Genomic DNA, 12,173 nt, shown 5'->3' with positions numbered 1-12,173 from the left:
CACGCAGCAGGGGTAGGCATGGACGGGTTCACCATCATCGACGGCGTCGTGGCGCTGATCATCGTTTTGTCAGCGCTTCTGGCCTATGCGCGCGGCTTCGTGCGCGAGGCGCTGGCCATCGCGGGCTGGATCGTCGCCGGTGTGATGGCCTTTGTCTTTGCGCCGCAGGTGCAGCCGCTGGTCAAGGAAGTGCCGGTGATCGGCGCGATGCTGGCGGACAGTTGCGAGCTGAGCATCATCGCCGCCTTTGCCGCCGTCTTTGCCGTGGCGCTGGTGATCGCCTCGCTGTTCACCCCGCTGTTTTCGTCGCTGGTGCAACGCTCGGCCCTGGGCGGGATCGATCAGGGCTTTGGCTTCCTGTTCGGCGTGCTGCGCGGCATCCTGTTGGTGGCTGTGGCCTATTTCGTCTATGACACCGTGATCACCAGCCAGAATGTGGCGATGATCGACGATTCCCGCTCGGCCCGGGTGTTTGCGCGGCTGACCGACAATATCGAGAACCAGAACCCCGAGGCCGCGCTTGGCTGGGTAACCGCGCAATATGAGCAGCTTGTGGGCGTCTGCGACGCACCGGCAAGCCAATAAGGGCCGGGGCGGCGCGGATCATGTGATCGTTTCGTGACACTGGCCGCGCAACCCACTAAGAGGGGGTCAGACGCAGGCCACACGGGAATCGGAGCTGCCCTTGTCCAAGCATATGCCCCCCGCACATCCATTCGACGACGACAAACTGCACGAGGAATGCGGCGTGTTCGGCGTGATCGGCGTAACCGACGCGGCGAATTTCGTGGCCCTCGGGCTGCACGCGCTGCAACATCGCGGGCAAGAGGCCGGCGGCATCGTCAGCCATGACCCCGAAAGCGGGTTCAACAGCGCCCGACGATTTGGCTATGTGCGCGACAATTTCACCAAGCAATCGCTGATGGAAACCCTGCCCGGCAGCCTTGCCATCGGGCATGTGCGCTATTCCACCGCCGGCTCCAAGGGGGCCACGCAGATCCGCGACGTGCAGCCGTTCTTTGGCGAGTTTTCGATGGGCGGCGCGGCGATTGCCCATAACGGCAACATCACCAATGCCGATGCCCTGCGCCGCGAGTTGATCGAGCGCGGCTCGATCTTTCAGTCGTCATCCGACAGCGAATGCATCATCCACCTGATGGCGCGCAGCCTGCAACGCAAGGTGCCCGAGCGGATGATGGACGCCCTGCGCCGGGTCGAGGGCGCGTTTTCCATCGTCGCCATGACCCGGACCAAGCTGATCGGCGTGCGCGACCCGCTGGGGGTGCGCCCGCTTGTGATCGGCAGGCTGGGCGAGGACGGCTGGATCCTGTCGTCGGAAACCTGCGCGCTGGACATCATCGGAGCCGAGTACATCCGCGAGGTCGAACCGGGCGAGATGGTGGTGATCGAGCATGGCAAGCTCAACAGCATGCGGCCCTTTGTGCCCCAGCAGTCGCGCTTTTGCATCTTTGAGCACGTCTATTTCTCGCGCCCTGATTCGATCCTTGGCGGGCGCTCGGTCTATGAGACGCGCCGCCAGATCGGCGTGGAACTGGCACGCGAGGCCCCGGTGGATGCCGATCTGGTCTGCCCGGTGCCCGACAGCGGCACGCCCGCGGCCATCGGCTATGCCCACGAATCGGGCATCCCCTACGGCATGGGCATCATCCGCAACCAGTACATGGGCCGGACCTTCATCGAACCGACCGAACAGATCCGCAACATGGGCGTGCGGCTGAAACTGAACGTGAACCGCGCCCTGATCCGGGGCAAGCGGGTGATCCTGGTGGATGACAGCGTGGTGCGCGGCACCACCAGCCGCAAGATCAAGGAGATGATCCTGGACGCGGGTGCCGCCGAGGTGCATTTCCGCATCGCGTCGCCGCCCACCGCCTGGCCCTGTTTCTACGGTGTGGACACGCCGCAGCGCGACAAGCTGCTGGCCGCCACCATGTCCGAGGACGAGATGCGCGATTACCTGCAGGTGGACAGCCTGCGCTTCATCTCGCTTGACGGGCTGTATCGCGCCGTGGGCGAGGCCGAGGGCCGCAACCCGAAATGCCCGCAATATTGCGACGCCTGCTTTTCCGGGGAGTACCCGATCGAACCCGCCGACATGATCGAAAAGGGTTTCGAGATGAAAGCCGCCGAATGACGGGCGCGCTGCCGCCGGTCTGACCCGGCGGCATCGGCGCTCCGGCGCGCATGGGCAACGCGCCCCCTTTTCGCACCCGCAGCATTGGCCTATCGGCTCGGTTCCCGACACCGAACCAGGATCGCATCAGATGGCCAATGCCCAGCCCACCCCACAGAACGTCACCGATCTGGCAACCCGTCAGGCCGCCCTGCCCGGGCGGACGCCGATCCTGATCGGCACCTTCGGCGCAGCCGAGGCCTTGCACGCGCTGCTGCGCCTGCCCTCGGGCCAGGTGGCGCGCGTTTCGCCGGGTGATCAGGTGGACGGGTTGCACGTCACCGCCATCGCCCCAGGCATGCTGCAGGGCGAACGGCGCGGCCGGCCCATGACCCTGACCATGCCCGGCAACTAGGCCGCACCAGAGCCGCTTGACGCGCCGGTCCAAAACGCGCAAACCCCCGGCCATGGATCAGAAAATCGCCCTTGTCACTGGGGCCTCGCGCGGACTGGGTGCCGCCCTGGCCGAGGCTCTTGCCGCCACTCACCATATCGTCGCCGTGGCCCGCACCACCGGCGCGCTGGAAGAGCTGGACGACCGCATTCAGGCCGCGGGCGGCAGCGCCACGCTGTCCCCGATGGACATCACCAAGACCGATGCGATGGCGCAGCTGTGCCGCTCGATCCATGACCGCTGGGGCGGGATCGACCTGTGGGCGCATACGGCGGTGCATGCCGCGCCGATGGCCCCTGCCGTGTTCGTCGACCAGAAGGACTGGAGCAAATCGGTCGAGGTGAATGTCACCGGCACCGGCATCCTGATCCCGTTCATCGCGCCGCTGCTGGGCACGACGGGACGCGCGGTGTTCTTTGACGACGCCCGCGCCGGTGACAAGTTCTTTGGCGCCTACGGGGCCACCAAGGCCGCGCAGATCGCGCTTGCGCGCAGTTGGGCCGCCGAAACCGTCAAGACCGGCCCGCAGGTGCATGTGCTGACCCCCGATCCGATGCCCACCGCCACCCGCGCGCGGTTCTTTCCGGGCGAGAATCGCGACACGCTGAGCGCACCGATGGATGTGGCGCGCAAGCTGCTGACGCAGATCGCCTGATCTTCATCTTGCCAGGTAAACTCCGGGGGAGTCGCCCATCGGGCGACGGGGGCAGCGCCCCCTGATCCGGTCAGCCTGCCCCACCCCGCTTGCCCCGCGCGCGCCTGTCCTCTAAGGACATGTCAGGTCGATACGGGCAGGCAGGACAGGGACAATACATGCGTATTCTGGTAACCAACGACGATGGCATCAACGCGCCGGGGCTGAAGGTGATGGAGGCGATCGCCGCCGATCTGGCCGGCCCCGAGGGCGAGGTCTGGGTCGTGGCGCCTGCGTTCGAACAATCGGGCGTGGCCCATTGCATCAGCTACACCCACCCCACCCTGATGGCCAAGATGGCCGACCGCCGCTTTGCCGCCGAGGGCAGCCCGGCCGATTGCGTGCTGGCGGGCATCCATGACGTGATGACCGATGCCCGCCCCGATCTTGTGCTGTCGGGCGTCAATCGCGGCAACAACTCGGCGCAGAACGCGATGTATTCCGGCACGCTGGGCGGCGCGATGGAGGCCGCCTTGCAGGGCATCCCCGCGATGGCGCTGTCGCAATACCTTGGCCCGCAGAACTTTACCGCCGATGATCCGTTCGAGGCCGCGGGCAGCCATGGCCCCGCCCTGATCCGCAAGCTGCTGGCCGCCCTGCCCGCCGATCAGGCCGATTACCAGTTGTTCTTCAACATCAATTTCCCGCCCGTGCCCGCCGATGTGGTGCGCGGCGCGGTGATGGCGCCGCAAGGGTTTCGCCGCAACGCCCCCTTCACGGTCGAGCCTCATCTGGCCCCGTCGGGCCGGCGGTTCCTGTGGATCAAGGGCGGCGAGCAGCAGGTGCCGACAGCCCCGGGTACGGATGCGGCAGTCAATCTTGATGGCTATATCTCGGTCACGCCGATGCGCGCCGACCTGACCTGCCATGCCACTCTGGAGGCGCTGAAAGACGCGATATGAGCGACGATCCCGCCACCGCAGAACGCAAGATGCAGTTCCTGTTCGCGCTCCGCTCGCGCGGGGTGACCGACAAGCGCGTTCTGACGGCGATGGAACGGGTCGACCGCGCGCCTTTCGTGCGCGGCATCTTTGCCGGGCGCGCATACGAGGACATGCCGCTGCCCATCGCCTGCGGGCAGACGATCAGCCAACCCTCGGTTGTGGGACTGATGACGCAGGCCCTGGCGATCCAGCCGCGCGACAAGGTGCTGGAGGTCGGTACCGGCAGCGGCTATCAGGCGGCGATCCTCAGCCATCTGGCGCGGCGGGTCTATACCGTCGACCGCTACCGCCGCCTTGTCCGCGAGGCGCAGGGGGTGTTTGACGCCATGGGTCTGGTCAATATCACCGCCGTGACCGCCGACGGATCGTTCGGACTGCCCGATCAGGCCCCGTTTGATCGCATTCTCGTGACCGCCGCCGCCGAAGACCCGCCCGGCCCCCTATTGGCCCAGTTGAAAATCGGGGGTATCATGGTATTGCCCGTGGGCCAGTCGGACACGGTCCAGAGCCTGATCCGGGTGACCCGGACCGAAACAGGATTTGAGTATGACGAACTGCGCCCGGTGCGTTTCGTGCCGCTGGTCGAAGGGCTGGGCCGGGAAGACTGAGGGCCATCGCGCCGCCGCAAGACCGCATCCAAGCCCCGGCCACAAGGGGCACCAGACATTCGAGGATATCGACAGATGATTGCCCGTTTTTCACCCGCCGCCCCTGTGTTTTCCGCCGCGTTTCCCGCCCGCCGCCTGCTGATGGCCACGGCTGCCACGGCCTTGCTGGCCGGCTGCGAGGCTCCGCTGGATTTCGACCTGCGCGGCAATTTCGGCGATGCCCCCACCACCGCGCAGGCCGCACGGCAGGCGGCGGCAGACCGGCCCCCGGCGGACAATCGCGGCGTGATTTCTTATCCCGGCTATCAGGTCGCCGTGGCCGAGCGCGGCGATACGGTTCAGGACGTGGCGCGCCGCATCGGCACCGACGCGGGCGCGCTGGCGCGGTTCAACGGGTTGCAGACCGGCGATACCCTGCGCGCGGGCGAGGTGATCGCCCTGCCCAACCGCGTGGCCGAACCCTCGCCCGCGACCGGGGCGACAGCGTCACCGGACCGCGTGGATATCACAACGCTGGCGGGCTCGGCCATCGACCGGTCAACCCCCGCCGGAACCCAGACCGCCGCCGCCCCGGCCCCCGCGCAGACCGGGGCCGAGCCGGTGCGCCACCAGGTCAGGCGCGGCGAGACCGCCTATACCGTTGCGCGGCTTTATGACGTTTCGGTGCGCTCGCTGGCCGAATGGAACGGGCTGGGCAGTGATTTCGGCCTGCGCGAAGGGCAGTATCTGCTGATCCCCGTCGCCAACACCGCCGCGCCCGCGCGCAGCGCCGCCGCCGCCCCCGAGACGACGACCACCCCGCTGGACACGCCGACACCCGGCAGCGGATCACCCACGCCGACACCGCCTTCGGCCTCGCAGCCGCTGCCCGACGATGACGCCTCTGCCGCGACACCCGTGGAGCCGGATGCGCCCGCGCCCGACATGGGCCAAAGCCAGACCAGCGCCAGCACCACAGATGCCCGGCTGGGCTATCCGGTGCAGGGCAAGATCATCCGCGACTACGCCAAGGGCCGCAACGACGGCATCGACATTCAGGCCGCCGCCGGCACGTCGGTCAAGGCCGCCGCCTCGGGCACCGTGGCCGCGATCACCTCGGATGCCGATCAGGTGCCCATCGTTGTGATCAAGCATCCCGACAACCTGCTGACCGTCTATGCCAATGTCGAAGGCATCACCGTGGCCAAGGGCGACAACGTCAGCCGTGGGCAAACGATCGCGAAAATCCGCGGCGGTGATGCGAACTATGTGCATTTCGAGGTGCGCAAGGGTTTCGACAGCGTCGATCCGAACCCGTATCTGAACTGATCCGATTGTCGCGGCGTCAGACGCGCACGCCGCGCCGTCCTGCCAGATCGGTAAAGAACTGCCACGCCACCCGGCCCGAGCGGCCGCCGCGCGTTGCCTGCCATTCGATCGCCTCGGCGCGCAGGGTGTCATCGTCAATCTCGACCCCGTGGGCATCACAATAGCCGCGGATCATCGCCAGATACTGATCCTGATCGCAGGCGTGAAACCCCAGCCACAGCCCGAACCGATCCGACAGCGATACCTTTTCCTCGACCGCCTCTGACGGGTTGATGGCGCTGCCGCGCTCGTTCTCGATCATGTCGCGGGGCATCAGGTGGCGGCGATTCGACGTGGCATAGAAAATCACGTTGTCGGGCCGGCCTTCGATCCCACCATCCAGCACCGCCTTGAGGCTTTTGTAATGCTGGTCATCGTGGCTGAATGACAGATCATCGCAGAACAGCACGAACCGATGGCCGGGTGCCGCGCGCAGGATTGCCAGCAGGCGCTGCACGCTGGGCAGATCCTCGCGTTGCAGCTCGACGATCTTCAGCGGCAGGCCTTCGGCCAGGATGGCGGCATGAACCGCCTTGACCAGGCTGGATTTGCCCATGCCGCGCGCGCCCCACAGCAGGGCATTGTTCGCCGACAGGCCGCGCGCGAACTGGCGGGTGTTGTCCAGCAGCGTATCGCGCGAGCGGTTGACCCCCACCAGCAGCTCGATCCCCACGCGGGCAACATGCGGCACCGGCACCAGACGATCGGGCGACACGTGCCAGACAAAGGCATCTGCCGCGTCCAGATCGGGGGCGGCCAGAGGCGCGGGGGCAAGACGCTCCAGCGCGTCGGCGATTCGGGTCAGCGTGGCCTCATCCATCAGTCGCGGTTGCCCTTGCCGGTATCGCCGGTGTCAGGGTCTTCGTCGAATTCCTTCATCAGGGGATCGTCGAAATCCTCGTCATCATCCTCGAACCAGATGCCCTCTTTCTGCATCTGCTCCTTGCGCTTTCTCTCGACCCGGCGGACGAGAAAGATCGACACTTCGTACAGGCCATAGACCACCACGAACAGGATCACCTGCGTGATCACGTCCGGCGGCGTGACGAAGGCGGCCAGCACCAGAATGCCCACCACCGCGTATTTGCGCACATCCTTCAAGCCCTGCGAACTGACCAGCCCGGCCTTGCCCATCAGGGTCAGCAGAACAGGCAGCTGAAAGCACAGGCCAAAGGCGATGATGAACTTGATCGTCAGGTTCAGGTACTCCTGCGCCGAGCCCTGGAACACGACCGACAGGCCCTGCCGGACTTCCTGGCCCACAACGGCCTCGCCGCCGGTGCCGAATTGCTGAAAACCGAGGAAAAAGTCATAGGCCAGCGGCGTGACGACGTAGAAGGCAAACGCCGCGCCCGAAAAGAACATGAAGGGCGAGGCGATCAGGAACGGCAGGAACGCGCCCTTTTCCGAGCGGTATAGCCCCGGCGCCACGAAGCGCCACATCTGGTTGGCGATATAGGGAAAGGCCAGCATGAAGCCGCCCAGGAACGAGATCTTGATCGCGACGAAGAAACCTTCCTGCGGGCTGATGAAGATCAGGTCGCAATCCTGCCCACGGTCGGCCAGCACCTGACACAGCGGGTCGGTCAGGAAGTTGAAAATCGGTGTCGCCACGGTGAAACAGATCACCATGCCGATGACGAAAGCCACGACCGAGTGGATGAGCCGGGTGCGCAGCTCGGCCAGATGCTCGATCAGCGGGGCCGAGCTTTCTTCGATCTCGTCTGCGTTGCTCATGCACTGTCCTTGGAAGTCGCGACCTGTGCATCCGCCTTTGGCGCGGCGGGTGCGGCGGTGTCAGCGGGGGGCGTGTCGGCAGGTTTGCTCAGCTCGGCCTCGGCGGCATCGGCCTTGGCCAGCGCCTCGGCAGCTTCGCGCTGCATCCGCTCGGCGGCCTTGCGCGCGGCGGCGGCCTCGATCTTCTTCTTGGCCTCGGCCCGTTCGGCAGACAGTTTGCCTGTGTGGCTTTTGGGGTCGATGTCGGTCAGCGACCGGGCGGCATCTTTCACCCCGTCCATCGCGCTGCCGACCGGGTTGGTGGCGCTGCGGATGGTCTTCTGGATGTCGCGCATGCCGCTGTCGTCGGCGGCATCCTCCATCGCGCGGCTGAATTCGCGCGCCATGCCCTTGGCCTTGCCCACGAAACGTCCGACCGACTTGAACAGGCCGGGCAGATCCTTTGGCCCGACCACGATCAGGGCCACCACGCCGATCACCAGCAATTCGGTCCAGCCGAGGTCAAACATGGATCAGACCTTGTCTTTGTCGCTTTCCGGCGTGACGTCCCTGGCGGTTTTCACGCTTTCGTCCTCGTCGGTGTCCAGCTCCTTGGTGCCTTCGGCGACACCTTTCTTGAACGAGGTGATGCCTTTGCCCACCTCCCCCATGAGCGAACTGATCTTGCCGCGGCCGAACAGAACCAGCACGACAACCGCGATCAGTAGAAGGCCGGGAAGGCCGATATTGTTGAGCATGTCATCTCTCCCTTGGTCGGGGCCTGTGCGCGTGCGGCCCATCGAAAATCATTGTTCGTATCTAATGGGCTTGGCGCACACATGGAAGGACCAAAGCGTGCCCAACCGTGGAAATTGATCGCTCAGCCGCGCCTGTCCCCGAGATTTTTCTTCCGAAAAATCTCGCCTCGCCCCACGCGTGCCTGTCGTCGAGAATTTTCGGACGAAACTTCTCGACCGGGATCACCGGTCGACGGGAAACACGAAACAGCGGTCGCGCCGGATCATCAGCCACAGCGGTTTGCCCGGGCCGGGCAGGAACACGTTGGGCACCGTCGCCTTGAGAATCGAGCCATCGTAGTCCATGCGGATCTCGACTAGGCTCTCCGCGCCCATGAAACGGGCGCGCACCACCTCGCCCCGCGCCGCCACGCCATCCTGCACCGTGGGATTGGGGCCGCGCCCGCCCCGGTCAAGGTCCAGCTTGATGTGCTGCGGGCGGATCACGATGTCGACCTCGGCCCCGTCAGGCACACCGGGGGCCAGGAACTGCCCGAAGGGCGTTTCTGTCAGCGCGCCTTGAACTTTGCCGCGTATCACATTGATATCGCTAAAGAACGACATGGCATGCCGGTCAATGGGCGCATTGTAGACATTATAAGGCGCACCCTGCTGAACGATCTTGCCATCGCGCATCAGCGCGATCTCGTCGGCCATGCGCATCGCCTCTTCCGGCTCGTGCGTGACCAGCAACACGGCGGCATCCTCGGCCTTCAGCACCTCGAGCGTCTCGTCGCGGATATCGTCGCGCAGGCGGTTGTCCAGACCCGAGAAGGGTTCATCCATCAGCATGATACGCGGGCGCGGTGCCAGCGCGCGGGCCAGCGCCACGCGCTGCTGCTCGCCACCCGACAACTGATAGGGAAACTCATCGACAAAGCGTTGCAGCCCGACCTTGCCCAGAAGTTCCTCGACCCGGGCGCGTTTCGCCTCGGCCGGGCCTTTCAGGCCGAAGGCGACATTCTGTCCCACCGTCAGATGCGGAAACAGCGCGAAATCCTGGAACATCAGGCCGATCATCCGGCGCTCGGGCGGCACCCGGAACACTGTGTCGCAGATCAGGTTGCCATCGACATGGATTTCGCCCGAATCCTGCATCTCGACGCCCGCGATCATCCGCAGCGTGGTGGATTTGCCGCAGCCCGACGGGCCCAGAAGGCAGGTCACCTGCCCCGGCATCACCTTGAGCGAAACATGATCCACAACCGCCTGCCCGTCAAAGCTGCGGGTCAGGTCGCGGATTTCCAGACGGGGAACGAGCGGGGTCACCTGTGTCCTTTCAGGCGCGGTCGGGGGTGCGGCGTGTTTCATCCTGGGGTCACGGGGTAGTTTATTAAACCAGTCAGGTATCGCCTATCAACACGCCCGCAAAAGGGCAAGCCCATCGCGCGGCTGCGCGACGGGCCGTCCCGGTCCGGGTCAGATCGTGGCGTTGGTGGCCCCGCCGTCCAGCAGCACGTTCTGCCCGATCATGAACCCGGCATGGTGCGAGCAGATGAACGCACAGGCGGCACCGAATTCCTCGGCCGTGCCGTAGCGGCGGGCGGGAATCGTCGCCTCGCGCTGCTTGCGCGCCTCGTCCATCGTGATGCCCTGCGCCTTGGATACACCGGTATCGAGCGACACGGCGCGGTCGGTGGCGTGGATGCCAGGCAGCAGGTTGTTGATCGTGACGCCCTTTTCGGCCACCTGCCGCGCGGTGCCCGCGACATAGCCGGTCAGCCCCGCGCGGGCCGAGTTGGACAGGCCCAGAACCGGGATGGGGGCCTTGACCGATTGCGAGGTGATGTTGACCACCCGGCCCCAGCCGCGCTCCATCATGCCGGGCACCAGCGCCTTGATCAGCGCGATGGGTGTCAGCATGTTGGCATCCAGCGCCTTGATGAAGTCCTCGCGCTCCCAGTCGTGCCACATACCCGGCGGCGGACCGCCCGCGTTGGTCACAAGGATGTCCACCTGTCCCGCGGCGGCCAGCACCTGTGCGCGGCCTTCTTCGGTGGTGATGTCGGCGGCCACGGCCACCACCTCGACGCCATGGGCGTCGCGGATCGCCTGCGCGGCCTCTTGCAGCGGGCCATCGCTGCGCGCATTCATCACCAGATGCACGCCCTCGGCGGCCAGCGCCTCGGCGCAGCCACGTCCCAGACCCTTGCTGCTGGCGCAGACCAGCGCGCGCTTGCCTTTGATCCCCAGATCCATATTGTCGCTCCTTGCCCTGAATTTCCTGTTGCGGTCAAAGAGCTAGCGGAAACTTTGCGCTTATGCCAGCAAAACACCCGCTCGTTGACCGACCCTTGCCACAATCCTATTCTACGCTTTGCTTCAATGCGCAGGACAGAAAGACGGAAACATCCATGCTGACGGTCAAGGCCAGCCAGAACGCGACCTTTTCTCTGCCGGTGTTCCGGTCGTCGGATATCTCCGTGGTGAACGGGGCCAATCTGGGCGATGCGCTGTCCTTTGCGGATGAATTGCTGCCCAGCGATGTCTACGCCCTGTCGCCCGAGGCGCAGATGACGCGGCTCAGCGTGCGGCCCTTTCCCGACGAAACGCTGGTGATCGCCCCCGACACCGGCGCAGGCCAACCCGGCGCGGCGCTGTATCTGGACTGCTGCGTGACCTTCATGTCGCCCGATGGCCAGACGACCGAGGTTCTGGTCCTGGTCGAGGTCGACGAGGATGGCGACGTGGCCGAAATCTACGCGCTGCCGCTGGCCGCGCTGCGGATCAAGACCGATTACGCCCTTGTCACCATCGACCGCGACAGCACCCGGGCCAAGCTGGCCGAGCTGGCCTGCGTGTCGTTCACGCGTGGCACCCATATCACCATGGCCAACGGCGCGCAGAAACGGATCGAGGATCTGTCGGTGGGCGACCGCGTGCTAACCCGCGATGACGGCCCGCAAGAGATCCGCTGGATCGGCCAGACCACGGTGCGCGCGGTGGGCGAACACGCGCCCATCGTCATCACGGCGGGCACGCTGCACAACGAACATGACCTGATCGTCAGCCCCGAACACCGGTTGTTCATCTACCAGCGCTCGGATGCCCTAGGGGCCGGACGGGCCGAGTTGCTGGTGCGTGCGCGCCATCTGGTGAACGGCACCAGCGTGCACCGGCAGGACGGCGGGTTCGTGGATTACTTTCAACTTCTGTTCGACAGCCACCAGATCATCTATGCCGAAGGGATCGCGGCCGAGACGCTGCTGATCGACCCGCGCACGCGCCCGGCCCTGCCCGCCGAACTGGCCGCGAAACTGTCGGAAACCCTGAACGGGCACGGCCAGAAACCCCATATGGCCTATGAAGTGCAGGAATCGCTGCTGGACCGGCCCGATGCGGCCGAGTTGCTGCGCCGCGCCTCGACGCGCTGAGCGCGCTTTGGCAACCTCACCAGATTAGGGCCTGTTGACGTTCATCTGAGGCGAATAACGGTCGCTGCGAGGGCTATGAAGGCTGAGAAACTGCTGTCTGTCTTG

At 65.6% G+C, this 12,173-nt stretch carries 14 protein-coding genes; 8 read left to right on the top strand and 6 right to left on the bottom strand.

Annotated features, from left to right (window positions below; translation table 11 throughout):
* Positions 1-18: 18 nt before the first annotated feature.
* From ACFTOW_RS07905 to ACFTOW_RS07875, 7 genes are all read left to right on the top strand, one after another.
* A complete protein-coding gene (locus ACFTOW_RS07905; RefSeq protein ID WP_379914524.1) occupies positions 19-585 on the top strand; it encodes a CvpA family protein in 567 nt (188 codons plus the stop codon).
* A 112-nt stretch (positions 586-697) separates the two neighbouring features.
* The gene (purF, locus tag ACFTOW_RS07900; protein WP_379914523.1) at positions 698-2,155 is read left to right on the top strand and encodes an amidophosphoribosyltransferase; all 1,458 of its coding nucleotides are present in this window, start codon (positions 698-700) and stop codon (positions 2,153-2,155) included.
* A gap of 130 nt (positions 2,156-2,285) precedes the next feature.
* Entirely contained in the window at positions 2,286-2,549 is a 264-nt protein-coding gene (locus ACFTOW_RS07895; protein ID WP_379914522.1) for a pilus assembly protein PilZ, read from the top strand.
* A 52-nt stretch (positions 2,550-2,601) separates the two neighbouring features.
* Positions 2,602-3,243: an SDR family NAD(P)-dependent oxidoreductase gene (locus ACFTOW_RS07890; RefSeq protein ID WP_379914521.1), complete on the top strand. Its 642-nt coding sequence runs from the start codon at positions 2,602-2,604 to the stop codon at positions 3,241-3,243.
* Between the two features lie 158 nt (positions 3,244-3,401).
* The gene (gene surE, locus ACFTOW_RS07885; RefSeq protein ID WP_379914520.1) at positions 3,402-4,184 is read left to right on the top strand and encodes a 5'/3'-nucleotidase SurE; all 783 of its coding nucleotides are present in this window, start codon (positions 3,402-3,404) and stop codon (positions 4,182-4,184) included.
* Positions 4,181-4,834 (top strand): protein-L-isoaspartate(D-aspartate) O-methyltransferase, encoded by a 654-nt coding sequence (locus ACFTOW_RS07880; protein WP_379914519.1) that lies wholly within the window; start codon positions 4,181-4,183, stop codon positions 4,832-4,834. Before surE ends, ACFTOW_RS07880 begins: the two co-directional genes overlap by 4 nt.
* Before the next feature lie 75 nt (positions 4,835-4,909).
* A complete protein-coding gene (locus ACFTOW_RS07875; protein ID WP_379914518.1) occupies positions 4,910-6,142 on the top strand; it encodes a peptidoglycan DD-metalloendopeptidase family protein in 1,233 nt (410 codons plus the stop codon).
* Positions 6,143-6,158: 16 nt separating this feature from the next.
* Here ACFTOW_RS07875 and ACFTOW_RS07870 read toward each other — a convergent pair whose 3' ends face one another.
* From ACFTOW_RS07870 to ACFTOW_RS07845, 6 genes are all read right to left on the bottom strand, one after another.
* Positions 6,159-7,001, bottom strand: coding sequence for an ATP-binding protein (locus tag ACFTOW_RS07870; protein ID WP_379914517.1), 843 nt, complete (start codon positions 6,999-7,001; stop codon positions 6,159-6,161).
* Positions 7,001-7,918 (bottom strand): twin-arginine translocase subunit TatC, encoded by a 918-nt coding sequence (tatC, locus tag ACFTOW_RS07865; RefSeq protein ID WP_379914516.1) that lies wholly within the window; start codon positions 7,916-7,918, stop codon positions 7,001-7,003. The genes ACFTOW_RS07870 and tatC overlap by 1 nt, the downstream gene beginning before the upstream one ends.
* Entirely contained in the window at positions 7,915-8,427 is a 513-nt protein-coding gene (tatB, locus tag ACFTOW_RS07860) for a Sec-independent protein translocase protein TatB (protein ID WP_379914515.1), read from the bottom strand. Before tatB ends, tatC begins: the two co-directional genes overlap by 4 nt.
* 3 nt (positions 8,428-8,430) lie before the next feature.
* Positions 8,431-8,655 (bottom strand): twin-arginine translocase TatA/TatE family subunit, encoded by a 225-nt coding sequence (locus ACFTOW_RS07855; RefSeq protein WP_379914514.1) that lies wholly within the window; start codon positions 8,653-8,655, stop codon positions 8,431-8,433.
* A 222-nt stretch (positions 8,656-8,877) separates the two neighbouring features.
* The gene (locus ACFTOW_RS07850; RefSeq protein WP_379914513.1) at positions 8,878-10,005 is read right to left on the bottom strand and encodes an ABC transporter ATP-binding protein; all 1,128 of its coding nucleotides are present in this window, start codon (positions 10,003-10,005) and stop codon (positions 8,878-8,880) included.
* 108 nt (positions 10,006-10,113) lie between these two features.
* Positions 10,114-10,893, bottom strand: coding sequence for an SDR family oxidoreductase (locus tag ACFTOW_RS07845; RefSeq protein WP_379914512.1), 780 nt, complete (start codon positions 10,891-10,893; stop codon positions 10,114-10,116).
* A 155-nt stretch (positions 10,894-11,048) separates the two neighbouring features.
* Here ACFTOW_RS07845 and ACFTOW_RS07840 point away from each other — a divergent pair, with 155 nt between their 5' ends.
* Entirely contained in the window at positions 11,049-12,068 is a 1,020-nt protein-coding gene (locus tag ACFTOW_RS07840) for a Hint domain-containing protein (protein WP_379914511.1), read from the top strand.
* The last annotated feature ends 105 nt before the right edge of the window (positions 12,069-12,173 follow it).

Source organism: Lacimonas salitolerans (assembly GCF_042677865.1).
Classification (GTDB): domain Bacteria; phylum Pseudomonadota; class Alphaproteobacteria; order Rhodobacterales; family Rhodobacteraceae; genus Lutimaribacter; species Lutimaribacter salitolerans.
The sequence above is the reverse complement of the archived record's forward strand: the minus strand, read 5'-3'. Positions and strand labels throughout refer to the sequence as shown.

Coding starts and splice junctions, on each gene's coding strand:
- ACFTOW_RS07905 (WP_379914524.1), top strand. CDS start 19: ATGGACGGGTTCACCATCATCGACGGCGTCGTGGCGCTGATCATCGTT.
- purF (WP_379914523.1), top strand. CDS start 698: ATGCCCCCCGCACATCCATTCGACGACGACAAACTGCACGAGGAATGC.
- ACFTOW_RS07895 (WP_379914522.1), top strand. CDS start 2,286: ATGGCCAATGCCCAGCCCACCCCACAGAACGTCACCGATCTGGCAACC.
- ACFTOW_RS07890 (WP_379914521.1), top strand. CDS start 2,602: ATGGATCAGAAAATCGCCCTTGTCACTGGGGCCTCGCGCGGACTGGGT.
- surE (WP_379914520.1), top strand. CDS start 3,402: ATGCGTATTCTGGTAACCAACGACGATGGCATCAACGCGCCGGGGCTG.
- ACFTOW_RS07880 (WP_379914519.1), top strand. CDS start 4,181: ATGAGCGACGATCCCGCCACCGCAGAACGCAAGATGCAGTTCCTGTTC.
- ACFTOW_RS07875 (WP_379914518.1), top strand. CDS start 4,910: ATGATTGCCCGTTTTTCACCCGCCGCCCCTGTGTTTTCCGCCGCGTTT.
- ACFTOW_RS07870 (WP_379914517.1), bottom strand. CDS start 7,001: ATGGATGAGGCCACGCTGACCCGAATCGCCGACGCGCTGGAGCGTCTT.
- tatC (WP_379914516.1), bottom strand. CDS start 7,918: ATGAGCAACGCAGACGAGATCGAAGAAAGCTCGGCCCCGCTGATCGAG.
- tatB (WP_379914515.1), bottom strand. CDS start 8,427: ATGTTTGACCTCGGCTGGACCGAATTGCTGGTGATCGGCGTGGTGGCC.
- ACFTOW_RS07855 (WP_379914514.1), bottom strand. CDS start 8,655: ATGCTCAACAATATCGGCCTTCCCGGCCTTCTACTGATCGCGGTTGTC.
- ACFTOW_RS07850 (WP_379914513.1), bottom strand. CDS start 10,005: ATGAAACACGCCGCACCCCCGACCGCGCCTGAAAGGACACAGGTGACC.
- ACFTOW_RS07845 (WP_379914512.1), bottom strand. CDS start 10,893: ATGGATCTGGGGATCAAAGGCAAGCGCGCGCTGGTCTGCGCCAGCAGC.
- ACFTOW_RS07840 (WP_379914511.1), top strand. CDS start 11,049: ATGCTGACGGTCAAGGCCAGCCAGAACGCGACCTTTTCTCTGCCGGTG.